Genomic DNA, 25,896 nt, shown 5'->3' on the forward strand with positions numbered 1-25,896 from the left:
GAATTCCTAATGAAATTATCTAAATTTCAATGGTTCATCTTGTTATGGCTAGTCGGTTTCTTAAGTTTATTGGTCATTGCTATGAGCTTTAGATTCTTACTTCAACTTGCTTATTAGGTCCTTAGAAAGAAGAGGATATTTATGCATCTACTTCAACAGCACCATGTGAATTTTAATCATGATTTCCCATATATCGTTAATTTAACATTAGCTCAGGAAATTATAAGAGCGCGAAAAAAAATGAATATTTCTCAACAACAGTTAGCATCTAAACTTGGCATATCTCCAAGAACGCTAGAAAGTTGGGAAAGAGGTGTTCGGCATCCTTCAAGTTCGGCGCAGGCTTTAATCAAACTGTTTATAAAGTCACCTCAGTTTGTATTGGAAAATCTTGCTTGAAAACAATTAGCTAGATTTGTGAATAGCTTTTATTAGTAACTTATAAATCATTATGAACCGATACATGACCATAAAAAGTGGTCGTATCGGTTTGGAGAAATATTTATGGTAATTGTTATTACATCACAAAACCGGCGTCATATTACTCCCCATGCGGGAAAATGTCGGAAATTCTGGAAATATGAATTAAAAGATGGAGAAGTGACTGACAAGCAACTTATTGAAGTTGAAAAGGAGCAATCCTTTTCCCAGTCTGGTGAAGTACTCGAAAAACTGCTGCCTATGGATATATTCGTAACTACGGGAATGGGCGATCGATTACGAGAAAAACTCAGAAATATTGGTGTTCATGTCATGGTAACAGCAGAAATTGAACCAGAACAATTTATCTGCAGTTTAATTTCAACCAAATAAAAGTCTGGATAGAAGCTGTAATTTATCATGAACAAAATAAGAAAACCCTGCAGATGCAGGGTTTTCTTATTTAATTTATTATTGTGAAGTATAAGAACCATCAACAGTATATTGACTGCCGGTCACAAATGAAGCTTCATCAGATAATAGAAAAGCCACTACCTGAGCAACTTCTTCTGGCTTACCCAATCGACCAACTGGATGAAGTTTCACTAATTCTGATTCCTCAAATTCTCCAATTAATGGGGTTTGGATATAACCAGGGTGAACGGAATTAATACGTATACCTTGATCAGCATACTCTAATGAAGCAGTCTTTGTTAGACCAGTCACACCATGCTTCGCTGCAACATATCCTGAAATGTTCTTTGTCCCGACTAAACCTAAGATTGATGCGGTATTAACAATTGCTCCACCACCTGACTTAAGTATTGCTGGAATCTGATAATGCAGCCCATAGAAAACAGCATTCAAATTAATATCGATGACTCTACGCCAAGCGTCAATACTCAACTCAGCAATCGGATTGACTTCACCTAAAATACCCGCATTATTAAATGCTAAATGCAGAGCCCCAAAGCTTTCCACGGCAAACTCAACAGCTTGCTTCATTTCTTCTGGATGAGATGTATCTGTTTTATTAGCAACAGCATGGCCGCCAGCAGCTATAATTTCAGCTGCAACTTTCTCAGCCGCATCAAGATTAATATCTGAAACAACAACTTTTGCCCCTTGTTGAGCAAGAAGCAGCGCTGTACTTCGCCCAATACCCGAACCTGCACCTGTAACTAAAGCCACTTTATTATTAAAACGTGTTGACATTGTAAACCTCTCTTTTTTATAAAATGAGCATGTGAGCCATACTCGTGCTTGAAACGTTTTAGACCCTATTTCTGCACTTGAATTGCAAATTGAACTACATGACATTTTCCGTTATGTAACTTGCCTTCATGACGTTCTTGTTCTCCCACATAAAAATGATAAAGATGATCATTTTTAAATACTGAAAGAAACGACATTGGATCGTACAAATAGTTAATATCTTTCGGACCACCGGTTTGATAATCAATCTGCTCTTTAGAATAAAGCTCTCCAATAAACCAGCCATTGTTTGTCAATGCTTGACGTATCCCAGTGAGAACATTGAATTGAGTATTTTCGTCAAAATGCCCATACACACACATCACATTTTGATAACACTCTCTTGGCCATTCGACATCATTGAGATCAATATTTCTAAGTGTGAAGTCAAAACCAGCTTGCTGGGCTTTTGCAGATAAGTGTTGCAAAGCAACTTTTGAGTAATCCCATATTTCTGCTGAAAATGAATCATTTTGCTGTTTCGCTTTATTAGCCAAATAAAGGATATTCCTCCCCTCACCCTCTGCTATAGCAAGAGTTTTTCCCACAATTGGAATCTGATCTGCTATCTGTTGAATAAAATGATTGGGCGAAATGCCATACAGATCCTGTGTTTGCGAATAAAGATTATCCCAATGCTGATTCATATCTTTTCCCAATGATTTAAAAAATTAAGCTGTGAATTCTTTAAATGCTTCCAATGCATTAGCGGCATACATCAATGAAGGACCGCCCCCCATATAAACTGCAACACCAAGCACTTCCTCTAATTCTTGCAATGTCATTCCCATTTTGACTAGGGTTCTGACATGAAAACCGATACATCCATCACATCGTGCTGCAACACCAATCGCTAAGGCAATCAGTTCTTTTGTTTTAGGATCAATAACACCATCTCGCATTGCAACTTGTGACAATTGATTAAAACTTTTCATTAAATCAGGAGAATCCTGCGCTAATGTCTTTAAACTGCCTGAAATATTTTGAGTTAATTCTTTGTACTTCATGATTTTCTCACTTGAATGTCCATAAACTTAAGTTAGACTTAAAATAGAAATCTAGTTATTTCTCTACTGGATAACCCTGCTCTAGCCATGCTTGGAATCCACCCTGAACAGATTTCACCTGAGTAAATCCCATATTCTGTAAAGTATCTGTAGCCAGAGCTGATCGGCCACCCGTCCCACAAATCAAATAAATCGGCTGATCTTTAAGATGTTCTAGTGCTTGCAAGGTATCGCAATGATGGCTCGCCACAGGATGCTGGTGAATTCTCATTTCTAAAACACCACGAGGATAATTCACGGCTCGGTCTATCGCTGCAGCCTGAAATTCATCTGGTTCCCGAACATCAATCAGAATGGTTTTATGGTTTTTCATGGCTTCAAGTAAGTCTGCGACCGTCACTTCTTGAATTCGGTTTTTTGCCATTGAAATTAATTGTTCTGCTGTTTTCATTACTCTTTACCTCTTCCGATCTTTAGAAATCTGGTCTCTGATTAAATATTCATGTCTTTAAAATGCAGTTTTTAAATTTGGCTCTAATCTCTTGCTTGTATTAAGTTATGATGACTGTAGAAATTAAATAAAATGCTACGCTTATGACAGTTATGGCAAAAACCTTTTGGATTTGACTATTCTTAACTAAAGGCATCAAACTTCGACCAATCAACATCCCAGCCATGCAAGCTAAAACGAAAGTCAGCGTGACCGAAACGGGGTATTGAAAACCATCTAAAATATGAGCTGAAATGCTGACACCACCTATCAGGAAAATAATCATCAACGAGGTCGCAACAATACTGCGCATATCAAGATCAGTTACTTTACTCAGTGCTGGAACAATCACGAATCCCCCACCTACCCCAAGCAAACCAGTCAATAAACCTGCCACGACACCAATGGCACCGAGAGACAATGCAGTTTTCATGTTCCAAATCAGACGACCAGTTGTTTGGTTAACTTTACACAGCACACCTGTATGGTCATTCACTTTTTTAAAAAAAATCCGGTAAGCAACCACGAGCATGACTAAACTGAATGCTAAGGTAAGCCATACAGGAGAAATTATTCCTCCCAGATACACACCATAACGTGCTGAAGGAATGCTAATCAGTGCAATCCAAAGCGCAGCCCGATAGCGTACTATCTTCTTAAATAAGCCTTCAAATGTTCCAACCAAGGCAGATAAAGTGACTGCAAGCAAGCCAACAGGTGCAGCTTGTGCGACCGTCCATCCTTGACTTGCCATCAGTGCGGGTACGGCCAGAATGCCACCACCAGCACCGGTTAACCCAAGCAAACCACCGATGGCCAGTCCTTCAAGTATTAGCATCCACATCGCTACTGCCCCCCCTCTATTACCAAACCAATTAAACAAAACTTGTTGTTTAATCTTAAAATTTGCCTATTTGAAGTAATTCAGTGGAAGTTTTAAATAAGAAACACCATTCTCTTCGGGTTCAGGGAATTGTCCTGCTTTCATATTGATCTGTATCGAAGGTAAAATCAGTTTGGGCATACTTAAACCCGCATCGCGCTTATTACGCATTTCAACAAAATCATCTTTGGTCGTGCCGTCGTGAATATGGATATTCTGATTTTTTTGAGTCTGAATATCCGTTTCACACATATAGGTATCGCGCTTTTCTGGCAAATAATCATGGCAGAGAAATACACGTGTTTTCTCAGGCAGTTGATACAAACTTTGTATTGAATCAAAAAGGATTGATGCGCTTCCCTTCGGGAAATCACAGCGCGCTGTTCCATAATCTGGCATGAATAAGGTATCACCCACAAACACGGCATCACCGATGACATAACTCAGGCAAGCAGGCGTATGTCCCGGTGTTGGAATGTTATAGGCATTCAATGTTCCGATTTGGAACGACTCATGATCTTCAAATAAATAATCAAAGAGCTGCTGGGCATTCCATTGTTTAATATCCAGATGATAAATCGCACCAAAGGTTTCCTGTACAATGCCAATTTTCTGGCTCATGGCAATTTTGCCACTTAACTCAGCTTTGAGATATTGTGCAGCAGTCAGATGATCAGCATGTACATGGGTTTCGAGAATCCACTCAACCGTTAAACCCTGCTCTTTAATATAGGCAATAATTTTATCGGCATGAATAGTTGATGTACTTGCTGATGCCGGATCATAATCCAGAACGCTATCAATAATGGCGCAGGCTTTGGTCGCAGGATCACGTACAACATAACTGAAGGTATTGGTATCTTCGTGAAAAAAATCTTTTACTATAGGTAAGTTTGACATCGTTAAGCTCCTGACCATTTACGGTGAATCCATACACCCACCAGCATTGCTACAATAAAATAGAGCACTTGATAGTGGCTCAAACCGATCAAGGTAAAACTTGGTGCCGGACAGATGCCGGCAATGCCCCAACCTGCACCAAATAAAACCGCACCCGTGATCAGCTTCTTATCTATCTGATTATTTTTAGGTAAATCAATAGGTTCATTAAATACTGTTTTCGGTTGTGCCGTACGTAATACTTTCTGGAAAGGAATAAAGGCCACCGCAATCGCGCCCATCATGACAAAGGCCAGACTAGCATCCCAGTCACCAAACAGATCCAAGAAATCGAGTACTTTTTCCGGATTAGACATGCCTGATACCATCAGCCCCACAGAGAACAGTGCACCAAATAAAAAGGCAAACACATTTTTCATTTTAGAATGCTCCTGTGATATGACGGATAGTATAAACGGTGACAAAACCTGTAAACATAAAAGTCATGGTCGCGATGATAGAACGCTTAGACAGGCGACTGATGCCACAAATTCCATGACCACTGGTACAACCCGAACCCAGACGTGTCCCAAAACCCACCAGTAGACCTGCCACAATCATCATCAGTGGGCTGGCATTCAATTCGATTTCAGGTTGTACAAATAGACCATAAATAAACGGTGTAATGATCAAGCCTGATAAAAACCAGATTGCAGGCGTTTTAAACCTGGTTTTTGAGTTTAATACTTGCCCAATCAAACCACTGATTCCCGCAATACGGCCATTGACGTAAAGATAGCCAACCACGGAAAGTCCGAGTATTAAACCGCCAATAAATGCGATGAGGAAGTCATGCATGATGAATCAATCTCTATACAATATACTTTTTTATATTATATAATAAAAAATATTAATCAAGCAGTTTTATGGTAAATTATGTAAACTGCACGGGCTACATCAAAAGTTGTGAGGACATTTATGGATATGATTGCTGAAAATGCCAAAATTGATTTTTCTCAAGTCGATTTCGTCAGCCAATGCCTGAAAGTTTTGGCCAATCCTGATCGCCTGAAAATCTTATGTGTCCTGGTGGATGGGGAAATGAATGTTCAGGAAATTGAAGAATCCACTGACATTCATCAACCTACACTTTCACAACAACTGACTGTCCTACGTAAGGCTGACATGGTCAGCACACGACGTGAGGGTAAACAGATTTTCTATCGTCTGAGTGATCCCAAGGTCTTAAGTTTGATGCAAAAGCTGTACGAGCTGTATTGTGCGAATTAATCCGCTTAGTACAGCCAAAAAGAAATGATCAGAAGCAGTAAACCTTTGTTTTTTTTTAATACTCTTAATATTGAAAAATCTTGTACTCATTTTTTCTCTAGATTAGATTTAGTGAACTAAATCTGAAAAATATTTTATTCAAATTACACAGGGTTATAATTTATCGATTTACAAGTTTGTTCTTATATCGTGCTAGAATTTTGAGGTCTACTCAATGTTTTGAACTGCTTTTACCAGAAGAGTGATCTACATTCCGGCTCATTCCATCTCGTGTTTGGAATCACTCTGAATTCTCCCATCCACCAAATTAATGGTTCGATCACAGGTCGCCGATAATCTAGGATCATGAGTCACCAATAAGACTGCACAGTCATGTTCGCGATGTACTTTACGAAATAATTCAAACATTTCCGCAGCAGTTTGAGTATCCAGATTACCTGTCGGTTCATCGGCCAACAATAGTGCAGGCTGAGTAATCAGTGCACGTGCAATCGCTACGCGTTGCTGCTGCCCTCCAGAAAGCTCATTGGGTTTACGGTCAGCGAACTTATCTAACCCTACAGCGGCCAATAATTCATGGGCATATTGCAACGCAGATTGATCTGGCTTACCTTGCTTCAGCATTAATGGCATGAGTACATTATGTAAGGCAGTAAAAGCCTGTATAAGATGATGGAACTGAAACACAAAACCTATACTATTGCCTCGTAATGCTGTCCGAGCCGTATCATCCATACGGCTTGTCGCCTGCCCCAACAAGTACAACTCACCACGACTAGGCTGATCTAATAAGCCGAGAATATTCAGTAAAGTACTTTTGCCTGAACCAGAAGGACCAATTAATGCAGCAAAGTCATTCCGTTGAATACACAGGTCAATTCCATGTAATACCTCCACTTCATTAGGCTGCCCAACATTGTAAGACTTTCGCAATGCTTCTAAACGCAGTACTTCCTGAGATGGATCAAACATGACGAATTGCCTCCACAGGATCAAGTGCAGCAGCCCGACGGGATGGTATTGCAGCAGCCAAAATACCTGTCACTGTCGCCAAGAATAATGCCGACAAGATAAGCTTGATTGAAATCGAAATATAAAACAAGCCGGGACCAAACTGATTAAATCCCCAGATCAAACCATAACTGACTACACTACCAAGCATCGAACCAAGCAGACCAAAAATTGCTCCCTGAAACAAGAAAACTCTTAAAATTTGTGCTTGTGTCGCCCCCGTCGCACGTAAAATACCGATTTCCCGAGTTCGTTGCACCACACTCACCGACATCACACTGGCAATGCCAAAAGCGACTGAAATCCCTACAAAAACAATAATCATGTTTGTAGAAAGACTTTGAGCGGTAATCGCATTCATTAATTGAGCATTGGTTTCAATCCAGCTTTCTGCTTTTAATCCTGTCAGGCGTCCAACTTGTGAGGCAACTTGATCCGCCTGAAAAATATCTTGGATCGTCAGATCAATCACGGTGACCCCACCCGGCAAATTAAGTAAAGATTGCGCCTGTTTCAAATCCAGATAGACATAGCGCGCATCCAATTCACGCACACCCAATTCAAATATTCCAGAGATGTTCACAACTGCATTTTTCTGTTGCCCGGTATCTAATCTTAATTTGCTCCCAACTTGCACACCCAAATCTTTGGCTAATTGACGCCCAATTAATACATTATCCGCACTGACCTGTAATTCACCACTCACCATATATTGCTTCAACGGAATAATCTGTTGATAACGTTCAAGGTTGATACCAACCAATGCAATAGATTGAATCGCATCTCCGCGCTGTACAAATGCAGGACCTGAGACCACAGGAGAAACCGCAGTCAACACCGGTAAATGATCTAAAGTCCCAGTAATCTGCTGCCAATTATTAATAGAACGTAAGCGTTGTGCACGCTTATCTTCTTGTAACAACTGAAGTGTTCCTGCTGCTGGTGGCACAATACGATTCACCTCATCTGGTGAGAGCAAACGAATATGCGCCTGTGTCCCTAAAGTTCTTTCTACAATATTCGATTGTAAACCCTGAATTAAGGCGCTAATGAACACAATGACCGCTACCCCCACCGCGACGCCAATGGTAATCATCATCGACTGTGTGCGACCCTCTCGCAAAAAACTGATTGCGATGGTCCACTCGGTCCAAAGTCGCCTAAAAAAGTTTTTCAATCGAATTTCACCGGTAATTCATTTTTGCTATTTTTCTGATCCGTTTGACTCTGGAAAACACGTTTAGTTTTCTCTATTCGGACACGAGTTCCATCTTTAAGCACTGATTCTGCATCGGTAAGGACGTGATCACCTTCTTTCACTCCAGCTACAACTTCAGACATAACCAAACCACGTAAACCCAGTGTGATAGGATGACGTTGAATTTTTCTATCTCTTACTAAAATAACCATAGCCTTGTTGCCACTTATACTGCTTAAAGCATCATTTGGAATGACCAAGGTTCGCTCGCGCTTGTTGGTTTCAACATTTACCGATACCGTCATGTCTTGACGCAGAAAACCTGGGACTGGATCAACTGTTAATCGGACGTCTACTGTGCCACGTTGAGCATCAATACTTGGAGCAATAAAATTAATATGGGCAGGAAAAGATTGATTTGGATAGGCATCTGCAATCACTGCGGCTTTTTGTTGTAAAGCCAACAGTGGTAAATTTCGTTCATCAAATGGCACTCGTATTTCAGTCGCACCATCCAGTGCAATAGTGAAGAGAGTCTGACTCGGTTGTACCAGATCCCCTGGCTCAACATTACGCGTTAAAATAATACCCGAAACTTCTGCACGAATTTTGGTCTTGGCAAGTTGCGCTTGAAGTGCAGCGAGTCGTTCGCGTAATTTTGTCTCTTCAACTTTATTTGGGGCAAGTGAAGCAACTTTTAATCGAGCTGATTCCAAATTATTACGGGCGAATTTTTCTGCCTCTATCGATTTCTCCCTTTCCTCTGCTGATAATATTCCTAATTCGGTATTTCGTCTGCGTACCGCCTCTCTTTGAGCCTGTTCTAATTTCACTTTGGCATTCGCTAAATCGAATTCTGCTTGCGGACGTCTAGTGGTTGCGAGTTCCTTTAATTCAGCTTCTGCCTGCCGCACCTGCGCTGAAATTTCATCAGATTTCAGTACTAAAAGAACATCCCCTCGAGAGACCCGATCTCCCTCTTGAACCAAGCGCTCAAGAACAACCCCTGTAATTTCACTACCAATCTGAGTCCGAGATACTTTCTCTACCCGTCCTGAAGCAACAACTGTCTGAATCAATGGACTAGATACGACTTCATAACTAGGTAACAATGGTCCTTGCCACCAGCGATATATAGCAAAACTGACGAGCAAAACCAGTAGTATGATCATGATCCAAGGCTTATAACGGGTAACAAGCAATTCCATTCTCCAAGCCAGATTAAAGAAAAGTTTTTGAATTGAATAATTAATGTCTAGTTAAATATATATGAAAATTTAGTTACAACACACCAAATTAAAAAAGCACACCATTTTTATTAAATTATTTTCTCTTACTGTTATAGTTTTTTCATAATTTTGATTAAAAAAACAAACAAAAAATAAACCTATATTTCTATATATTTCATGATTTTATATAAAATAGGACTTACGCAGTATTATTTATAGATTCTCTGTGGTAGCAGATGATTTTTATCGAGAATAAAGTCATCAATGAAGTCTTTGATGATTGGTCTAAATAATTTCTTCTGCCAACGATATACATTTTCAAAGATCCGCTCAAACTGGTTCTTTTGTATCTCGACGTAGGCCATTAAGGCTGAAAAAATATGATTCAAAATCAGTTTAGATCGTCTCACTTGAAACTTTTCAATATGACAAACTTGTTTAATCACCCGGTGATATTACTCTATTTTCCAATGACTTGAATGTAATTCATGAAAACCCTCAAAGGACAATAAATCATCTTCATCTTGATACACAATATAAAACCTCTGCTGTTCTTTTAACTGAGTCTTAAATAATTGTACAAAGCCAAAATCTTTGAGCCAGACCACTTGACCCTGATGGAAATCTGGTAATAAACGCAGTTGAAACCATTGTCCTTTTTCTGGGGAAACCTTACGGTTACAGTCGATACCAAACATAAATCGAATACCATATTTTCTTATGGTTTTTAGATTTGCAGTCGATGAATACCAACTATCACCTGTAATAAATTGAATCTTTGCACCCCAACTGAGTACTTCACTTAACATCTCCATAAAGTAATCATTCTTGGTTTTACTTTGAGATTTGTCATAAAATCGGAAATTAATTGGAATATTTTGACCATTTTGATCTGTCGCATACAAGGTAATGAGATTAATACCCTTGACAGATCGGTGGTGTTTGCCTGACCAAAAATAGCTAACTAAGTCCATATGCTGACTATACGGTTTATCTAAAACAGTATCATCAATACTGACTATAAGTTTATTATTATCAATATGTTGAATTGCTTCTTGATATAGGTCGTGAGGTGTGTAGTCTTCACGCTCTAGAAAGCGATTTACACTATCATGCGAGATGTTATAAGTCTCGGCAAGTTGTGTGCAGCTAATAGAGTTCGGTTCTGTCATGAGAAAGCCCATATAAATGGGTAGAGTACAAGTTGCTGTAGAAGCATGTTTAATTCGTCTGATCACAGATACTTTATAAAGTATTTTAATACTTTTTTTAATCCGTCAATGCGTAAGTCCTAAACTATTGATGTTACTATACTTAGCCGTCTAGTTTCCCTCCGGCTTGATATGCTATTTTTATGATCACAGTCAACCATTCCTTTACTTACTGTATGCTAACTGCACGGCGGGTTTGTTATTATTTATTATCAGATTGCGCTAGGCAGTTAAATGCAGGGCTGTCAGGAAATTTTGCCAGAGAGTTGCCAACAGTTCAGATCTGGCTGCCAATTACGTAAGTAGATTAAGGTAAATTGAACCGCGTATTTTAACTGTATTTTCAGAGTGATTTCAGATCACTACGTAGCTAGGGCTTTTACAGATCGAAATGATAAAGTCATAAATTGCTTTTCAAAAAAAAAGAAACTAATATGTTTCTTATAGGATCCAAAAGAAATAAATGTATCTACAATGAATAAGTCTTTACTTCAGCAAATCAAAAAAAGACGAACCCAATTGGGCTTAAAGCAAATTGATATGCAATCCCGTACAGGCATTTCAAGACAGCAGTACCAAAAACTGGAAAGTCAGGGCAACCCTCGATTAGAGACCTTAGAAATTATAGCGGCAGGATTAAATGCTCAACTGATGCTCATCCCTGATGATAAGGTTCATTTGATCAGACAATTATTGAATGATGAAATTAAAGTCACTATTGAAGATCAGGATGACTTAATGACTAACCCATGGAAAGATCTTCTCGGAGGAGAGGAACCATGAATACTGTTGCCGTCCTGAAATTAACATTACATCACGGTATCGTTGGATACTTGGCAGGATTTCAGAGCGGAAAAAATATTCTGGTTTTTACAGATTCTTTCCGCTTTGATCAGCAACGTCCGACCTTGAGCCTGCTGACTTCCCCCTTGTATCCTCAAGCGGATAAAATTTTAGAAAAGACCTATGTTACACATCAGCGCTTACACCCCTTGCTATCAAACTTGCTACCAGAAGGTGCATTACGCGAACTGATTGCACAAAGCCTCAAAGTACATATAGACAATGAATTTCAGTTATTGGCAGCTTTAGGTCATGATTTACCTGGAGCACTCATTGCGACTCCATTAGATCCAGAAGAAATTCCAGATGAAATAAAATTCAAACTGCAGATCTCGAATCCAGATCAAATTTTAAAGCAAGAGATTCGAACAGATAATAAGTTTTCCTTGGCTGGCGTCCAAATGAAGTTTTCCATGAAAGCCAAAGATGGGCGTTTTACACTAGCACAGGCAACGGAAACGGCTCTACTCGGGGACTGGATTATCAAAACTCCTTCTTCCGGACATGCTTTTGTTCCGCTAAATGAATATTCTATGATGACCCTTGCTAAAACGGTCGGAATAGATGTCCCTGAGATTCGCTTGGTGGATATGACCCTTTTACAAGACCTTCCACCATTAAATTTACCCCAAGAGCAATATGCTTTCGCAATCAAAAGATTTGATAGACAGAGTACTGCTGATACTACAGAGCTTATTCACATCGAAGATTTTGCTCAGATCTTCGGCGCATATCCACATCAGAAATACAGCACCACAAATTATGAGCAGATAGGAAAGATCATTTATCAATTTTCAGATAACAAAATTATTGATATTCAGCAATTTGCCAGCCGTTTACTCATAAATATTTTACTCGCCAATGGAGATGCACACTTAAAGAACTGGAGTATGATTTATTACGATAAAAGTGCACCAAGATTATCACCCGCATACGATATATTAATGACTAGTGTATATATTGAAAATGAGCATCATTTCGCATTAAATCTTGCCAAAAATAAAGATTGGTATTTAGCTGAGATGAAGCATTTTAAGCAATGGGCAGAAAAAGTCGGCGTTCCATGGCGTATCATCAAGAAGCAACTTCACGATATTATGGATAATGCTCGATCATTATGGCCAGCGCTATTACTAGATTTACCTATGATTTCCGCTCATAAAGAAAAATTAAGAGAACATTGGAAAAAATTGCATCCAGACTTTCAGATACTTACAGATGATTAGAGGAAACCTGTAACCAAGCTAAAATTTCTCAAACAATTTCATCACATCATTTTCCGTCAGTTTCGCTTCTCCCTCATGATCTGTGCTTAGAATAGACTGTGCCAGTTCTGCTTTATTCTGCTGCAAGGCAATAATTTTTTCTTCTATGCTTTTATTAGTAATCAGCTTATACACAAATACCGGCTTGTCCTGTCCAATCCGCCATGCACGATCTGAAGCTTGATCTTCAGCAGCAGGGTTCCACCATGGATCATAGTGAATGACCGTATCTGCGGCAGTTAGATTCAGACCAACCCCTCCTGCTTTCAGACTGATTAAAAATACCGGCACTTGTCCAGACTGAAATGCTGTAATGACTTCATCTCGCTTTTTGGTCTTTCCAGTCAGCTTCACATAGCCAATTTCTGCGTGATAGAGCTGTTGTTCAATCAGTTCCAACATTGAGGTAAACTGAGAGAAAATAAGAATTTTTCGTCCCTCTTCCACCATTGGAACAACCATATCCATCAACTGTTCAAGTTTGGCAGAATACGCCTGCCCGGTTTTAACTGAATCCAGTTTCAGCAAGCTAGGATGACAACAGACCTGACGCAGCTTCAGCAAGGCATCTAAAATTTGGATTTGACTACGCTTAAAGCCTTTTTCTGCCACAATTTTCTGAATATTTGCCTGCATCGTGGCGCGAACAGCCTCATATAGCTTGGATTGCTGCTCATTCATGTCAATATGGACTTCAATCGTGGTTTTTTCTGGCAACTCTTTGGCTACGTCAGTTTTCAAGCGACGTAAAATGAAGGGCTTAATCCGGTTGACCAACTTTTGACTTAACTGCTCATCACCGCGCTTTTCAATCGGATGACGGTACTTTTTATTAAAAATTTCTTGTGAATATAAAAATCCTGGCATCAGGAAATAAAATAGTGCCCACAGCTCACCCAAATGATTTTCCATAGGTGTACCGGTTAGACATAGACGATGTCGCGCTGTTAATTGCCGTACTACCTGTGCAGCTTTGGCGCGCGGATTTTTGATATTCTGCGCCTCATCCAAAATGAGTTGATGATATTCATATTGCTTTAGTTGCTCTTCATCTCTCGCCAGAAGCGGATAGGTGGTTAACACAATATCATAGTGCGGAATCTGCTCAAAATACTGATGGCGATCGGGCCCCTGTAGCAGCAATACCTTGAGCTCAGGGGTAAATTTCTCCGCTTCTTTGAACCAGTTATGCATCAGCGATGTGGGTGCAACAATTAAGGCGGGTCTGTCCTGCAAATGACCAGCCTGCTTTTCCATGAGTAAGTGGGCTAAAGTTTGTGCTGTTTTACCCAAACCCATATCATCCGCCAGAATCCCACCATGCTGGGTTTCCCTTAAAAACTGTAACCAGCCTAAGCCCTGCTGCTGGTATAGACGCAACTCCCCCTGAAAACCTTGTGGTGTCGGCAGTTGTTGCTGATAGCCTTGTTTGAATTTCTGTACAAATTGCTGCAGCTGGTCACTGACCTGCCATGTCATCCCAAGATTATGCTGTAATTCTAATAGTTGACTCGCATCATAGCGATCGATACTGCGCTCTTCTTGCTGTAAAATGCTCTGCAGATGCAATAATACCGGCTTAATGTCCCTGGCGGATAGCGCCAAATCAGGTTGATCCACTGCAGTTTTCAGGGTGAAAATTTGACTGTCATGCAGATGAATAAAAGTCCGCGGATCAAGTAAATCAGGATTTTCTCGCACCAAAGCTACGAGCGCATCAAGCAAATTATAACAATTGCCTGCACTATCCTGAACCGTCGCCCCGATATTGAACCAGTCCTGCTGGCTTTCAGACTCAGTGATGGAAATATTTAAATTTTCTACATATTGCAGGTTAAAGGGGCTGTTTTCCAGATGCTCTATCTGCCAGCCCATCAACTCAATTTGATTGATGGGCATGAGTTGCCTGATCCAGTCTCCATAGAAAGCAAAAACCATAGAATCGAGACGTTGTTTATCAAGTTTTAATTGCTGTTCATTGCTCAGATCTTTCACCCACTCCAGTGATTCGACCAATAGCTGTAAACGCTGGATTGCCTGTTGTTCCTGAACCAAGTCCCGAAGCTGTCGCACCATTTTGCCATGCTGCTCACCAATAAAACTGTCACCTGATGTACCTGCTTTTATTCGCCAGCCTGCATAGGAGAATTCAATTTCAGCACAAACAGACTCCTCCCATTTCCAATCAAATTTATCTAAAACACCGAAGCGTAAAATTGGCTGGGGATTACCCTGTAAGACTTCAATCTCTTGAAGAAACCCAGGTTTCGGCAAGTTATGTATCGTTGTAGATTGATGGGTAAGCTGCTCAAACTCAGTCAAAACCGTCGCAGGCATCTCTGGCATCCGCCAAAGGTAGTACAGTAAATCCGATGTATATTCACTATAGAGTTGCCCTACCGTATTCTTGTGAATATCGATATAACAAAGTGGCTGACTTACAAGAATTTGAAGATGTGGATTCGATTTTAAATTGAGTCGAACATTTCCATTGACCAACTCAAAATCTAAGTGCTCAGTCTGTTTTTCAATGCTCTTTTGCCAAGAAAATTCAAGCTGATAGCTTTGTTCTGACCATGTAAGTGGAGCATCACTTTTTTGTTTCCAATAGACATCACCACTCTGAATGAAAGATTTAAAATGCTCTAAAACAATGCCTGATATATCAAGACTATTTCCATAAGAAAACTCATTCTGATTGAGCTTGGCATAATAATAAATTTGATTAAATAATTGTCGCTTCCCATCAGGCAAAGACAGACGTTTTTTTAGAATATTGCCATATTCAGTATAAGAACTGACACCTGTGATCGTCCCACTTTTATTACGTCTACCTTTGCGAACCTCAAGTTTTAACCCGAATAGACCTAAAGGCTGATCTAAATAATAAAGTAAATAATTACTCGTTGTCTTTTGCTGCTCTAACTGGGTATGTTGTAAATACTGCTTAAACTCACTTAACCAGCGTTGTGCTTGATTAATTGCAACCCGATCTTTTTGAGTGTGAGATGATGACTGAAAGTCAACATAGCTCTTCAGATATCCTTCTCGATATTCTTGATAAAATAATTTGGCTAAAGCAGCAGCATGTTTACAGTTATATCCAACCGGACAAGTGCAGTCGTCATCAATTAAACGGTCCTTTTTAAGATTATAGGTAATTGCAGTATCGTAATAATCTGTCCCTTCAATTTGGGCATACATCGTGACATCGTCATTTTCCTCAAAGAACTCAATCGTTTTCCTATCAATGTGTTTAGCATAGCTCTGGCTGCGCTGAAGAGTTGCAGTACTAAAGCGAGATAGAAAATTGATCAATGAGGACATAATTACCAGACACTAAAAATGTTTATACAATTATAACGGACAAAGCTGTCATTTCAGAATAGTAGGGCTTTGTTGCACAAAGATTTATAATTTGAAGCATCCCCCCAACTCACTCAAATTTAAATTATAACTCGCTATCTGGTAGTGAACTTTGGTGTTTTTTCTATTGGCTGGCGTAAATACTTTTAAGCTGCCTGAGGTATCAGCAAAGGCAGAGCCCTGCCCATCGATCCCATTGCTTCAGACTACTGGGGCCAGATATTCCAGATTGAACTGATAGCAAATCCCGGTTCCTCGTGACACCATGCAAAATTAATAGAGCTTAAAGCAAGTTGTTAGACTCTATTAGATTGTAAATATCTAATTAGACTTCTTTAATTTAATAGTATCTTCAGTCGGCTCTGTTGTATAAATATGTAAGCATCTGATTTAAATAAATTTAATTTTGGATCAAAAAATAATCAAAACTTTTAAAATCATATAGTTATGAAATCTTTATGCAACAAAGCCTATTTGATATAAAACTGTTACACAAAATTGACAACATGTACAGAATTCTGTACATTTTAGATTGTAAAGTTCAATCACTATCATCTAGTCAGTAGCGTTTTAACACAGCTTACTTTATGAGGGAGAAATATATGCATGTATTTACATATACAGACGCACGTAACAACTTAAAATCTGTTTTAGATAAAGTTATTGATGATGCAGATGTCGCTTTCATTACAAGAAAAGAAGGCGGTCATGCTGTAGTAATGGGACAAGATCATTACGACAGTTTAATGGAAACGTTGTATCTCCTTTCATCTCCAAATAATACCACTCGTTTAAACGAATCAATTGCTCAATTACGCGCAGGTAAAACCAAACAAAGAGAGTTGATTATAGATGACGAGTCGTAATGTCGAATGGACTGAAAATGCCTGGGATGAATATATCTATTGGCAAACACAGGATAAAAAGATACTCAAACGTATCAATACCTTAATCAGAGAATGTCAAAGAACACCCTTTGAAGGAACTGGAAAACCAGAACCTTTAAAAGCAAATCTTTCAGGATTCTGGAGCCGTAGAATTGATGAGAAGCATAGATTAGTTTATGAAGTGACGGATGAACGAATTTCCATTATTCAATGTCGGTTCCATTACTAATAATATTCCCTATTCTTAGTATGGGAGAGTATTTTATGAGACTGTAAATTAAATTGTGTAATTGCCTGAATTTGCTATGTTCATATTCACAACGGAGTCAGGCAACATGATGAACGAACAAAAACTAAAAGACCTTGCAGCAGAATTTGCTAAAGGAATCAAAACAGAAGAAGATCTCAATCAATTCACCCGATTGTTGACCAAAATCACTGTTGAAACGGCTCTCAATGCCGAACTTACCGAACATCTCGGACATGAAAAAAATGCCCGTAAATCTGGTTCAAATTCTCGCAATGGTTATTCTAGTAAGACTTTACTTAGCGATGATGGGGAGATTGAGATCACCACACCACGTGATCGTGATGGCACTTTCGAGCCTCAGTTGATTAAGAAAAATCAGACCCGTATCACGCAAATGGATAGCCAGATTCTATCCCTTTATGCCAAAGGCATGACAACCCGTGAAATCGTTGCTACCTTTAAGGAAATGTACGATGCTGATGTATCTCCAACGCTCATTTCCAAGGCGAACAGCACTGCTGTGAGGATGCCGTCAAGGAGCAGGTTGCTGAATGGCAAAACCGTCCTTTGGATGCGATCTATCCCATCGTTTATATGGACTGTATTGTAGTTAAAGTCCGTCATAATGGCAGTGTCATCAACAAGGCTGTATTCCTTGCCTTAGGCATTAATCTTGAGGGACAGAAAGAATTGCTCGGTATGTGGATGGCTGAGAATGAAGGTGCCAAGTTCTGGCTGAATGTCCTGACTGAGCTTAAAAACCGAGGGTTGCAGGATATTCTGATCGCCTGTGTGGATGGACTAAAAGGCTTTCCTGATGCTATTAACAGCGTATACCCGCAAACCCATATCCAGCTGTGCATTATCCACATGCTGCGCAACAGCTTGAAATACGTGTCATGGAAAGATTACAAGGCGGTCACTCAGGATTTAAAAGCCGTTTATCAATCACCTACTGAAGAGGCAGCCTTGATGGCCCTGGATCAATTTGCCCAAACATGGGATGACAAGTATCCACAGATCAGCAAAAGCTGGCGTATGCACTGGGAGAATCTGAATACCTTCTGTGCTTATCCAGCCGAGATACGCAAAGCCATCTACACCACCAACGCAATCGAGTCATTAAACAGCGTAATACGCCAAGCGATCAAAAAACGTAAAGTCTTTCCAACGGATGATTCTGTACGTAAAGTGATTTACTTAGCAATTGATGCAGCGTCTAAAAAGTGGAATATGCCTATTCGCGACTGGCGTTTAGCCATGAGCCGCTTTATTATTGAATTCGGTGACCGCTTAAGCAATCACCTTTAAATTTATGAAAAGCAATTACACAAAATTATTTACAGGCTCATTAAGTTACTTTTCTAGTGAAAAAAACTCCCCCAAAAATACCAGATAGTATTGCACTTGGAAAACTCCACCAGAAGGTCGCAAATACAAAAATAAATATACCACAACCAGTTATAATAGAACCAAAAACGATATCTTTATTAAATGGGATATGTATTAAACTTTGATAATACCAAGATGATAAAAAACTAAATAATACAGCTAATGAAAAGTAGAAAACCTTTTCAAAGTTTGTACTATTAATCATATCGACCCATAATTCCATATTATGCTCCTGCTACACGGCAGCCTTTTGCAGCTGAAGGTACAATACTGGTCCAAATCCATGCTGAAATTCCCCCTGAACCGTACCGGGTTTGTCGGAGACTTTTTTATTTAAGTTAGGCCACCTGACCTAACGGGTTAATCTTATCATAGTACATTGCTTCAAACTCAAAAGGTGATACATAACCCAGTGCACTGTGTACACGCTCTTTATTGAACCAATCTACCCAGTTTAGTGTCGCAAGTTGTACATCCGCTAAACCTTGCCAATCCGCTTTTAAATATTCAATCACCTCTGTTTTGTATAAGCCATTCACCGTTTCAGCCAAAGCATTATCGTATGAATCACCAGTCGTACCGACTGATGCTCGTAAATTTGCTGCTTCTAAACGATTGGTATAGCGAATTGAAAGATATTGAACACCTCTATCTGAATGATGAATCACATTCTTAGGCATACCTCGATCGTGCAATGCTTGCTCCAATGCATCGAGCACCATATCTGTATTCATCCGTGTAGATACTTTCCATCCAACAATTGCTCGTGAGAACACGTCAATAACAAATGCGGTATATACCCAGCCTGAATGAGTTTGAATATACGTAAAGTCACCCACCAATAGTTGGTTTGGATGATCAGCATTAAAATTACGTTTCACTAAATCATCCGCTCTTTTTTGATCATCTCGGCTACGGGTGGTGTATTTATTCTTACCACGCCAAACACCTTGTATACCTAGCTTTTGCATCAATCGAGCAACTGTACAACGTGCAATAACATAACCTTCACGTTTCAGTTGTTGTCAAACTTTACGCACACCATATCGACCTGAACTTTCTTTCCAAATTCGTTTAATTTGTTCAGCATGATGCAAATCATGTAGATCTTGCTTTGCTCGATGTTCTGGGTTTTCAGCAATATCTAGTGTTCGATAATAGGTAGAAGCTGAGATCGGTAAAATCCTACAAATCGTATCAACACCATATAAGCCTTTATTGTTATGGATGAAATCCACCATTATTTGTGTGGGCGGTCGAGCTCCGCCTGGGCGAAAAAAGCGGCTGCTTTACGCAGAATTTCATTGGCACGCTTTAATTCTTTGATTTCACGTTCCATTTGCTTCATTTTTTCTTGATCAGAGATCTGTTGTACTTTGATAGGATTTTGCTCATCTAAATGCTTTTGATGCCAAGCACGAAGTGTTTCAGGAGTACAACCAATCTTAGGCGCAATAGCTGTGATCGCAGCCCAATTAGATGGATAGTCTTTTTCAGATTCAATCAATAATTGAACCGCTCTTTCTCTGATTTCAGGGGTATATTTTAATTTGGTCATCGGAACATTCTCTCAGAATACTGAGTCTCCGACAAACCCGGTACGGTTCAAAATACTGATCTGCAAAGAAGCGTTGTATATGTCGATAAAATGATTGTGGTAAGCACTTGATGGGTAAGGCTTTAGATGCAGAAGAAAGATTACATGTCTGTTTTACAATTAATGCAAGCATAATCAGTGTAAAACATTTTGCATGTGACTTGTTCCACTTTAGATATTTGTTTAAGATGAGATGTAACTCATTGAAATGTGTCATCATATTCGTCGTCAGAAAACAAGTATTATGCCATTATTTCAATGAGTTATCTTTTTTGTCGTGTACAAAGATATTTTTTAATGATAAATAAGCCTCTTTCATAAATCAAAAAACGAACAGTCTCTTGCTGATTATTTGTACCGAAGAATTTTAAATATTCATGCATAATCTGCGGATGAAATATATCGATTCAAAGAAGCTTTCTGAAACACAGTTTAAGCGATACACCGGCATATCATGGTCAACCTTTGATTTAATGGTTGAACAACTGAAAATGCATGTTCCTGCTAAAGGTAGACCAACTAAATTGAGCATAGAAGATCAAATCCTTCTGTGCTTAAGTTATTGGCGCGAATACCGAACCTTGTTCCATGTTGCAACAAGTTATGGTGTGTCAGAGCCGACTGCTTCAAGAATTGTCCGTCATGTAGAGGACTGCCTGATCAAGTCCAATTTATTTAATTTACCGAAGCATTTGCCTGAGGGCGAAGGCATCGACTGGAACGTGGTGATTGTTGATGCCACAGAAATTCCAATACAAAGACCTAAAAAAACAGAAGAAAAGCTATAGTGGCAAAAAGAAGGCACATACTTTCAAAGTCCAGGCCATCATTCATTATATAACTCAGCAAATTCTGAGTTTATGCACTGATCGTGGTGCTGTACATGATTTCGAACTCTTCAAACGAAACTTACATCAGATTCCGGCAGGTGCCTTTATCCTTGCAGATAAAGGCTATCAAGGGATTTATGCAATGTATCCAAATAGCTTGTTGCCATTAAAAGCAAAAAAGCGCTGTAAATTGGATCCTGAACTAAAAATCTATAATCAAGAAATCAACAAAAGAAGAATTGGGGTTGAGCATGTATTTGGTAGTTTAAAAACTTTCAAAATCCTTGCCGAGCGATATCGTAATCGAGGAAAAAGACTGGGCTTAAGATTCAATTTAATTGCGGGAATCTATAATTTAGAGCTGAGCAAAAAATGAATTATGAAAGAAGTCTAATAAAAAGCCTATTTTTAAAGAAATTTAGCATACGGCATAGTGAAAACAACAATAGAGCAATTACTCAACAATAAACATTAACATCAATTATTTAGATCATATTCAATTTTAATAAAAAGACAAATGTGTATTAAAAATAGCCATCATACGTCTATTTTTGATTACAAAATATAATGAGGGGATTGCTTCCCATTTCATACATTTTTCATATATAAAAAGACATACTATTTTTAAGGTTTTTCTAAACCAATTTTTTTACTTCATAATTTTTAACATCATAATTAAAGGTGAACCATGCAAAATAAGAAGCGCACCCCATTAGACGCGCAACAGTCCCATCTTTGGATTATTGGTGGTGGTATCGCAGGTATGGCTGCTGCTGCATTTGCAATCCGTGATGCCAAAGTCCCTGCCAAAAATATCCATATTTTAGAAGAACTCGATATTTCAGGTGGTTCGATGGATGGTGGACATACACCGCATGCCGCGCAAGCTTGGGTAACACGTGGTGGGCGAATGCTGACCGATGAAACTTATTTGTGCCTATGGGACTTATTTTCCAGTATTCCATCTTTGGAAAATCCAGACATTTCGGTGCGTGAAGAATGTCGTGAGTTTAATGAAAAAGTGAAAACCCACGCCAATGCACGGTTGATTGATGCCGAACATGTCATTGCGGATGCAGCAAAGCTTGGTCTGAATACGCTACATCGTGCACAGATGCTGCGCCTATTAGCTTCAAAAGAAGAAAAAATTGGCAGTCGCCGCATTGATGAGTTTTTTGATGAAACCTTTTTTGAAACCAATTTCTGGCGCATGTGGCGCACGACTTTCGCTTTTCAAAAATGGCACAGTGCAGCAGAGTTAAGACGCTATTTCTTGCGTTTTATTCAAGAATTGCCACGCATTCATACCTTAGCGGGTGTGAAACGTACCAAGTACAACCAATATGACTCGATGATTCTGCCCCTACAGCGTTGGTTAGTCGCACAAGGCGTCGATGTGCGTTTTGGACACTATGTCACAGATGCAGACTTCATTACCAATGCTGAAACTCAAGAACGCTACGCTTCACGCCTATATGTACAATTGCCTGAAGGCTCAGAGCAAATTAATCTGAAAGCCAATGATTTAGCTATTTTCACTTTAGGCTCTATTACAGCAGACTCACGTTATGGCGGTAATCATGACGTGCCTGCCCTTATTCGTCATCGAGAAGATCATGGCTGGACGCTTTGGGAAACGCTGGCACAAAAAGCCCCAGACTTTGGCCGTCCAATGACTTTTTATGGCAATGTCGATGAACATAAGTGGGAGTCTTTCACTCTGACCATGAAAGATGACGTGCTACTTAAACGTATTATTGACTATACAGGCAATGAACCAGGCACAGGCGCACTCATGACTTGGTATGAGTCGGGTTGGCATTTATCCATCGTGGTTCCTGCACAGCCACACTTTGCCGACTTACCTGAAGGTTTATATACCTTATGGGGCTACGGTTTCCAAATTGACCATATAGGCGATTACATCAAAAAACCAATGTCCGAAGCCACGGGGCAAGAAATCCTAACAGAACTGATTAAACAGCTCGGTTTTGACGACATTTTAGATCATGTTTTGGCAACGACTGATGTTACTACCGCCATGATGCCATACGCCTCTGCCCTATTCGCCTGCCGTAAACCGGGGGATCGTCCACAGGTAATTCCACAAGGCTCACAAAACTTTGCTTTCCTTGGACAGTTTGTGGAAATTGAAGATGACGTGGTCTTTACTGTGGAATATTCAGTTCGTGGGGCGATGCTTGCCATTTATGAATTTTTTGGGGTGGAACGTGAAATCCCTGAAATTTACAACGGTCTACTTGATCCCAAAGTGGGTTTAAAAGCTTTAGAAACAGTGTTCCACTAAGTTTTTAATATATAGCGATAAGAGCACCTTTATGTCGCCACTATTACATAGTTTAATTTAAGCAACGTTTGGATACACGAGTGTGGCAGGGATGCCACACGTTATCCATCATAATAGGGATGTTATGTATGGGTAACAAAGGCTTTTGCTTTCTTTTGGCTTATCAAAAGTAAGGGTATTGCCTACACAAACACCTTTTATACTTTATTGAAAGTTGAGGCCGTGTACGCACTGGTTTACCGTTAACATCAATATAAGGAATATAAAATGAAAGCAGCTCGTTTTTATGACCGAGGGGATATTCGAATTGAAGATATCCCTGAACCGAAAGTACTTCCAGGCACAGTTGGAATTCAAGTTGCGTGGTGTGGTATTTGCGGTACAGATTTACATGAATTCATGGAAGGTCCTATTTTTATTCCACCTTGTGGTCACCCACACCCAATTTCGGGAGAATCTGCACCTGTAACAATGGGACATGAATTTTCAGGCGTGGTTTATGCAGTTGGAGAGGGTGTAGATGATATCCAAATTGGGCAACATGTCGTAGTTGAACCCTACATCATTGCTGACGATGTGCCGACTGGCCCCAATGATAAGTATCATTTATCAAAAAATATGAACTTTATTGGTTTAGGCGGACGCGGTGGTGGTCTTTCTGAAAAAATTGCAGTTCAGCGGCGTTGGGTACATCCTATTTCAAATGATATTCCTTTAGACCAAGCAGCATTGATAGAACCTTTATCTGTCGGTCATCATGCCTATGTCAGAAGTGGCGCAAAAGCTGGCGATATCGCACTGGTTGGTGGAGCAGGCCCAATAGGCTTACTTTTATCTGCTATTTTAAAGGCTAAAGGTCTCACGGTCATCATTACTGAACTGAGTGCAAAACGTAAAGAAAAAGCGATAGAAGCGGGTGTTGCCGATTATGTACTAGACCCATCTAAGGTTGATGTAGTTGCTGAGGTAATGAAAATTACAGAAGACCGCGGTGTAGATGTCGCTTTTGAATGTAGTAGTGTCAATAAAGTCATGGATACACTCGTTGCAGCAATGAAACCAACTGGTGTAGTCGTTATCGTTTCTATTTGGAGCCATCCTGCCACAATTAATGTGCATAGTGTGGTGATGAAAGAGCTAGATATTCGTGGCACGATTGCTTATGTAAATGATCATCAGGAAACTATCCGTTTGGTTGAGCAAGGTAAGATTAATCTAGAACCTTTTATTACCCAACGGATTGCATTAGATGATCTTGTTTCTAAAGGCTTTGAAACATTGATTCATAATAATGAGTCTGCTGTAAAAATTATTGTTCATCCGTAGTAACGCCTAATTTGAACGACTAATTTGAATAAACTAGAAATAAACTCTATGTAGCTATTTCTAATATCTTTATAGATAGGGAATGAGTCTGTACGTACAGATTCATTCTCAAATTTACGGCACTGTTGCAAATAGAGATTTGAGTCGATGATGTTCCCTTTAAAAAGTGCTTAGAGACCGAAAACCCTGTTGATTAGACACACTTCACCCTGAGGCTGACCATAATAAAATGACGATGCTTGTCCTTTACGTAGTGCACGCATGACTTCAATACCTTTAATTGTGGCATAAGCCGTCTTCATAGATTTGAATCCTAATGTGGCCCTGATGATTCGCTTTAACTTACCATGATCACATTCAATGATATTATTTTTATACTTAATCTGCCTGTGCTCAATATCTACTGGACATTTTCCTTCTCACTTTAATCGTGATAAAGCATGGCCATAGGTCGCTGCTTTATCTGTATTGATGACCCGTGGAATTTGCCATTTTTTCACCGTATTGAAGATCTTTCCTAGAAAACTATAGGCTGATTTACTGTTCCGTCTAGCGGAAAGGTAAAAGTCAATCGTATGACCCCGTTGATCAACTGCACGATACAGGTAAGTCCATCGCCCCTTCACTTTGATATAAGTCTCATCCATATGCCATGAATGTAAATCTGTAGGATTACGCCAATACCAGCGTAACCGTTTTTCCATTTCTGGAGCATAACGCTGAACCCAACGATAAATTGTACTGTGATCCACATTTATGCCTCGTTCAGCGAGCATTTCTTGAAGTTCACGATAGCTGATGCCATATTTACAATACCAACGAACAGCCCAAAGAATGATTTCACCTTGAAAGTGCCGACCGTGGAAGGGATTCATCTGCTGTATCTCGAAATAAATAAGATATTTAGCTTATCATGTCAGCCTATTTGCAACAGTGCCGCAAGGAATTGCTTTAGCATTA

General features: G+C 39.5%; 24 protein-coding genes, 5 pseudogenes and 1 other annotated feature. Of the genes and pseudogenes, 12 read left to right on the top strand and 17 right to left on the bottom strand.

Translation table 11 applies throughout. The features are described 5' to 3' along the window. Positions 1–141 precede the first annotated feature (141 nt). On the top strand, positions 142–399 hold the full coding sequence (locus AC4CU0_RS15765) for a helix-turn-helix domain-containing protein (RefSeq protein WP_034586664.1): 258 nt from the start codon (positions 142–144) through the stop codon (positions 397–399). Positions 400–504: 105 nt separating this feature from the next. After that, positions 505–813: a NifB/NifX family molybdenum-iron cluster-binding protein gene (locus tag AC4CU0_RS15770; protein WP_002009598.1), complete on the top strand. Its 309-nt coding sequence runs from the start codon at positions 505–507 to the stop codon at positions 811–813. A 78-nt stretch (positions 814–891) separates the two neighbouring features. On the opposite strand, the gene AC4CU0_RS15775 is transcribed toward AC4CU0_RS15770, so the two are convergent. From AC4CU0_RS15775 to AC4CU0_RS15810, 8 genes are all read right to left on the bottom strand, one after another. Beyond that, on the bottom strand, positions 892–1,635 hold the full coding sequence (locus AC4CU0_RS15775; protein WP_111885211.1) for an SDR family NAD(P)-dependent oxidoreductase: 744 nt from the start codon (positions 1,633–1,635) through the stop codon (positions 892–894). Positions 1,636–1,700: 65 nt separating this feature from the next. Continuing rightward, complete coding sequence (locus AC4CU0_RS15780; RefSeq protein ID WP_111885212.1) at positions 1,701–2,321, bottom strand: methyltransferase domain-containing protein; 621 nt, start codon at positions 2,319–2,321, stop codon at positions 1,701–1,703. A gap of 24 nt (positions 2,322–2,345) precedes the next feature. Then, positions 2,346–2,681 (bottom strand): carboxymuconolactone decarboxylase family protein, encoded by a 336-nt coding sequence (locus AC4CU0_RS15785; protein WP_004988488.1) that lies wholly within the window; start codon positions 2,679–2,681, stop codon positions 2,346–2,348. Between the two features lie 55 nt (positions 2,682–2,736). After that, positions 2,737–3,132, bottom strand: a complete 396-nt coding sequence (locus tag AC4CU0_RS15790) for a rhodanese-like domain-containing protein (RefSeq protein ID WP_004859470.1) — start codon at positions 3,130–3,132, stop codon at positions 2,737–2,739. A gap of 100 nt (positions 3,133–3,232) precedes the next feature. Continuing rightward, positions 3,233–4,015 carry a sulfite exporter TauE/SafE family protein gene (locus AC4CU0_RS15795; protein ID WP_490743531.1) on the bottom strand — a complete coding sequence of 261 codons (783 nt, stop codon included), beginning with the start codon at positions 4,013–4,015 and terminating at the stop codon, positions 3,233–3,235. A 66-nt stretch (positions 4,016–4,081) separates the two neighbouring features. Next, positions 4,082–4,954, bottom strand: coding sequence for an MBL fold metallo-hydrolase (locus tag AC4CU0_RS15800; RefSeq protein ID WP_106986399.1), 873 nt, complete (start codon positions 4,952–4,954; stop codon positions 4,082–4,084). 2 nt (positions 4,955–4,956) lie between these two features. Continuing rightward, on the bottom strand, positions 4,957–5,373 hold the full coding sequence (locus tag AC4CU0_RS15805) for a DUF6691 family protein (protein WP_180042131.1): 417 nt from the start codon (positions 5,371–5,373) through the stop codon (positions 4,957–4,959). A 1-nt stretch (position 5,374) separates the two neighbouring features. Then, complete coding sequence (locus AC4CU0_RS15810; protein WP_490743532.1) at positions 5,375–5,791, bottom strand: YeeE/YedE family protein; 417 nt, start codon at positions 5,789–5,791, stop codon at positions 5,375–5,377. A gap of 120 nt (positions 5,792–5,911) precedes the next feature. On the opposite strand from AC4CU0_RS15810, the gene AC4CU0_RS15815 reads away from it, so the two are divergent. Beyond that, the gene (locus AC4CU0_RS15815) at positions 5,912–6,223 is read left to right on the top strand and encodes an ArsR/SmtB family transcription factor (protein ID WP_004984482.1); all 312 of its coding nucleotides are present in this window, start codon (positions 5,912–5,914) and stop codon (positions 6,221–6,223) included. A 258-nt stretch (positions 6,224–6,481) separates the two neighbouring features. Here the strand turns inward: AC4CU0_RS15815 and AC4CU0_RS15820 are convergent, their stop codons facing one another. The 4 genes and pseudogenes from AC4CU0_RS15820 to AC4CU0_RS15835 all read right to left on the bottom strand — a co-directional run bounded on the left by AC4CU0_RS15820 (position 6,482) and on the right by AC4CU0_RS15835 (position 10,899). Then, positions 6,482–7,195 carry an ABC transporter ATP-binding protein gene (locus AC4CU0_RS15820; protein WP_004984479.1) on the bottom strand — a complete coding sequence of 238 codons (714 nt, stop codon included), beginning with the start codon at positions 7,193–7,195 and terminating at the stop codon, positions 6,482–6,484. Continuing rightward, entirely contained in the window at positions 7,188–8,411 is a 1,224-nt protein-coding gene (locus tag AC4CU0_RS15825) for an ABC transporter permease (protein ID WP_106986402.1), read from the bottom strand. The genes AC4CU0_RS15820 and AC4CU0_RS15825 overlap by 8 nt, the downstream gene beginning before the upstream one ends. Then, on the bottom strand, positions 8,408–9,634 hold the full coding sequence (locus AC4CU0_RS15830) for an efflux RND transporter periplasmic adaptor subunit (RefSeq protein WP_490743557.1): 1,227 nt from the start codon (positions 9,632–9,634) through the stop codon (positions 8,408–8,410). The genes AC4CU0_RS15825 and AC4CU0_RS15830 overlap by 4 nt, the downstream gene beginning before the upstream one ends. A gap of 236 nt (positions 9,635–9,870) precedes the next feature. Continuing rightward, positions 9,871–10,899: pseudogene (locus AC4CU0_RS15835) on the bottom strand (IS701 family transposase). Positions 10,900–11,346: 447 nt separating this feature from the next. On the opposite strand from AC4CU0_RS15835, the gene AC4CU0_RS15840 reads away from it, so the two are divergent. Both AC4CU0_RS15840 and AC4CU0_RS15845 read left to right on the top strand, forming a co-directional pair. Next, complete coding sequence (locus tag AC4CU0_RS15840; RefSeq protein ID WP_180177528.1) at positions 11,347–11,655, top strand: helix-turn-helix transcriptional regulator; 309 nt, start codon at positions 11,347–11,349, stop codon at positions 11,653–11,655. Beyond that, positions 11,652–12,941, top strand: coding sequence for a type II toxin-antitoxin system HipA family toxin (locus tag AC4CU0_RS15845; RefSeq protein ID WP_180177527.1), 1,290 nt, complete (start codon positions 11,652–11,654; stop codon positions 12,939–12,941). Before AC4CU0_RS15840 ends, AC4CU0_RS15845 begins: the two co-directional genes overlap by 4 nt. Positions 12,942–12,959: 18 nt before the next feature. On the opposite strand, the gene AC4CU0_RS15850 is transcribed toward AC4CU0_RS15845, so the two are convergent. Then, positions 12,960–16,307 (bottom strand): DEAD/DEAH box helicase, encoded by a 3,348-nt coding sequence (locus AC4CU0_RS15850; RefSeq protein WP_490743533.1) that lies wholly within the window; start codon positions 16,305–16,307, stop codon positions 12,960–12,962. A 641-nt stretch (positions 16,308–16,948) separates the two neighbouring features. On the opposite strand from AC4CU0_RS15850, the gene AC4CU0_RS15855 reads away from it, so the two are divergent. From AC4CU0_RS15855 to AC4CU0_RS15865, 3 genes and pseudogenes are all read left to right on the top strand, one after another. Further along, the gene (locus tag AC4CU0_RS15855) at positions 16,949–17,212 is read left to right on the top strand and encodes a type II toxin-antitoxin system Phd/YefM family antitoxin (RefSeq protein ID WP_016658858.1); all 264 of its coding nucleotides are present in this window, start codon (positions 16,949–16,951) and stop codon (positions 17,210–17,212) included. Continuing rightward, positions 17,199–17,462 carry a Txe/YoeB family addiction module toxin gene (locus tag AC4CU0_RS15860; RefSeq protein ID WP_000203952.1) on the top strand — a complete coding sequence of 88 codons (264 nt, stop codon included), beginning with the start codon at positions 17,199–17,201 and terminating at the stop codon, positions 17,460–17,462. The genes AC4CU0_RS15855 and AC4CU0_RS15860 overlap by 14 nt, the downstream gene beginning before the upstream one ends. A 109-nt stretch (positions 17,463–17,571) precedes the next feature. Continuing rightward, positions 17,572–18,794: pseudogene (locus AC4CU0_RS15865) on the top strand (IS256 family transposase). A 40-nt stretch (positions 18,795–18,834) separates the two neighbouring features. On the opposite strand, the gene AC4CU0_RS15870 reads toward AC4CU0_RS15865, so the two are convergent. The 3 genes and pseudogenes from AC4CU0_RS15870 to AC4CU0_RS15880 all read right to left on the bottom strand — a co-directional run. Then, positions 18,835–19,098, bottom strand: coding sequence for a hypothetical protein (locus AC4CU0_RS15870; RefSeq protein WP_004871190.1), 264 nt, complete (start codon positions 19,096–19,098; stop codon positions 18,835–18,837). 115 nt (positions 19,099–19,213) lie between these two features. After that, a pseudogene (locus AC4CU0_RS15875) lies at positions 19,214–20,433 on the bottom strand (IS3 family transposase). Beyond that, positions 20,042–20,158 (bottom strand) — a sequence feature (AL1L pseudoknot). Its footprint overlaps the pseudogene before it by 117 nt. Continuing rightward, positions 20,417–20,689: pseudogene (locus tag AC4CU0_RS15880) on the bottom strand (IS4-like element ISAba33 family transposase); the annotation flags it as partial. The pseudogenes AC4CU0_RS15880 and AC4CU0_RS15875, both read right to left, overlap by 17 nt. 175 nt (positions 20,690–20,864) lie before the next feature. Here AC4CU0_RS15880 and AC4CU0_RS15885 point away from each other — a divergent pair. From AC4CU0_RS15885 to AC4CU0_RS15900, 4 genes are all read left to right on the top strand, one after another. Continuing rightward, positions 20,865–21,260: a transposase family protein gene (locus tag AC4CU0_RS15885; protein ID WP_067764127.1), complete on the top strand. Its 396-nt coding sequence runs from the start codon at positions 20,865–20,867 to the stop codon at positions 21,258–21,260. Further along, positions 21,208–21,678, top strand: coding sequence for a transposase family protein (locus tag AC4CU0_RS15890; RefSeq protein WP_180042350.1), 471 nt, complete (start codon positions 21,208–21,210; stop codon positions 21,676–21,678). The genes AC4CU0_RS15885 and AC4CU0_RS15890 overlap by 53 nt, the downstream gene beginning before the upstream one ends. Positions 21,679–21,990: 312 nt before the next feature. Continuing rightward, complete coding sequence (locus AC4CU0_RS15895) at positions 21,991–23,610, top strand: oleate hydratase (protein ID WP_004883953.1); 1,620 nt, start codon at positions 21,991–21,993, stop codon at positions 23,608–23,610. A 267-nt stretch (positions 23,611–23,877) separates the two neighbouring features. Continuing rightward, the gene (locus AC4CU0_RS15900) at positions 23,878–24,936 is read left to right on the top strand and encodes a 2,3-butanediol dehydrogenase (protein ID WP_004281883.1); all 1,059 of its coding nucleotides are present in this window, start codon (positions 23,878–23,880) and stop codon (positions 24,934–24,936) included. A 170-nt stretch (positions 24,937–25,106) separates the two neighbouring features. Here AC4CU0_RS15900 and AC4CU0_RS15905 read toward each other — a convergent pair. Then, a pseudogene (locus tag AC4CU0_RS15905) lies at positions 25,107–25,811 on the bottom strand (IS6 family transposase). Positions 25,812–25,896 lie beyond the last annotated feature (85 nt).

Source organism: Acinetobacter sp. LipI_15 (genome assembly GCF_058242865.1).

Excerpts from the sequence above, each read along its gene's own strand:
- AC4CU0_RS15765 (WP_034586664.1), top strand. The coding sequence starts at position 142 with ATGCATCTACTTCAACAGCACCATGTGAATTTTAATCATGATTTCCCA.
- AC4CU0_RS15770 (WP_002009598.1), top strand. The coding sequence starts at position 505 with ATGGTAATTGTTATTACATCACAAAACCGGCGTCATATTACTCCCCAT.
- AC4CU0_RS15775 (WP_111885211.1), bottom strand. The coding sequence starts at position 1,635 with ATGTCAACACGTTTTAATAATAAAGTGGCTTTAGTTACAGGTGCAGGT.
- AC4CU0_RS15780 (WP_111885212.1), bottom strand. The coding sequence starts at position 2,321 with ATGAATCAGCATTGGGATAATCTTTATTCGCAAACACAGGATCTGTAT.
- AC4CU0_RS15785 (WP_004988488.1), bottom strand. The coding sequence starts at position 2,681 with ATGAAGTACAAAGAATTAACTCAAAATATTTCAGGCAGTTTAAAGACA.
- AC4CU0_RS15790 (WP_004859470.1), bottom strand. The coding sequence starts at position 3,132 with ATGAAAACAGCAGAACAATTAATTTCAATGGCAAAAAACCGAATTCAA.
- AC4CU0_RS15795 (WP_490743531.1), bottom strand. The coding sequence starts at position 4,015 with ATGTGGATGCTAATACTTGAAGGACTGGCCATCGGTGGTTTGCTTGGG.
- AC4CU0_RS15800 (WP_106986399.1), bottom strand. The coding sequence starts at position 4,954 with ATGTCAAACTTACCTATAGTAAAAGATTTTTTTCACGAAGATACCAAT.
- AC4CU0_RS15805 (WP_180042131.1), bottom strand. The coding sequence starts at position 5,373 with ATGAAAAATGTGTTTGCCTTTTTATTTGGTGCACTGTTCTCTGTGGGG.
- AC4CU0_RS15810 (WP_490743532.1), bottom strand. The coding sequence starts at position 5,791 with ATGCATGACTTCCTCATCGCATTTATTGGCGGTTTAATACTCGGACTT.
- AC4CU0_RS15815 (WP_004984482.1), top strand. The coding sequence starts at position 5,912 with ATGGATATGATTGCTGAAAATGCCAAAATTGATTTTTCTCAAGTCGAT.
- AC4CU0_RS15820 (WP_004984479.1), bottom strand. The coding sequence starts at position 7,195 with ATGTTTGATCCATCTCAGGAAGTACTGCGTTTAGAAGCATTGCGAAAG.
- AC4CU0_RS15840 (WP_180177528.1), top strand. The coding sequence starts at position 11,347 with ATGAATAAGTCTTTACTTCAGCAAATCAAAAAAAGACGAACCCAATTG.
- AC4CU0_RS15845 (WP_180177527.1), top strand. The coding sequence starts at position 11,652 with ATGAATACTGTTGCCGTCCTGAAATTAACATTACATCACGGTATCGTT.
- AC4CU0_RS15850 (WP_490743533.1), bottom strand. The coding sequence starts at position 16,307 with ATGTCCTCATTGATCAATTTTCTATCTCGCTTTAGTACTGCAACTCTT.
- AC4CU0_RS15855 (WP_016658858.1), top strand. The coding sequence starts at position 16,949 with ATGCATGTATTTACATATACAGACGCACGTAACAACTTAAAATCTGTT.
- AC4CU0_RS15860 (WP_000203952.1), top strand. The coding sequence starts at position 17,199 with ATGACGAGTCGTAATGTCGAATGGACTGAAAATGCCTGGGATGAATAT.
- AC4CU0_RS15870 (WP_004871190.1), bottom strand. The coding sequence starts at position 19,098 with ATGGAATTATGGGTCGATATGATTAATAGTACAAACTTTGAAAAGGTT.
- AC4CU0_RS15885 (WP_067764127.1), top strand. The coding sequence starts at position 20,865 with ATGAAATATATCGATTCAAAGAAGCTTTCTGAAACACAGTTTAAGCGA.
- AC4CU0_RS15890 (WP_180042350.1), top strand. The coding sequence starts at position 21,208 with ATGCCACAGAAATTCCAATACAAAGACCTAAAAAAACAGAAGAAAAGC.
- AC4CU0_RS15895 (WP_004883953.1), top strand. The coding sequence starts at position 21,991 with ATGCAAAATAAGAAGCGCACCCCATTAGACGCGCAACAGTCCCATCTT.
- AC4CU0_RS15900 (WP_004281883.1), top strand. The coding sequence starts at position 23,878 with ATGAAAGCAGCTCGTTTTTATGACCGAGGGGATATTCGAATTGAAGAT.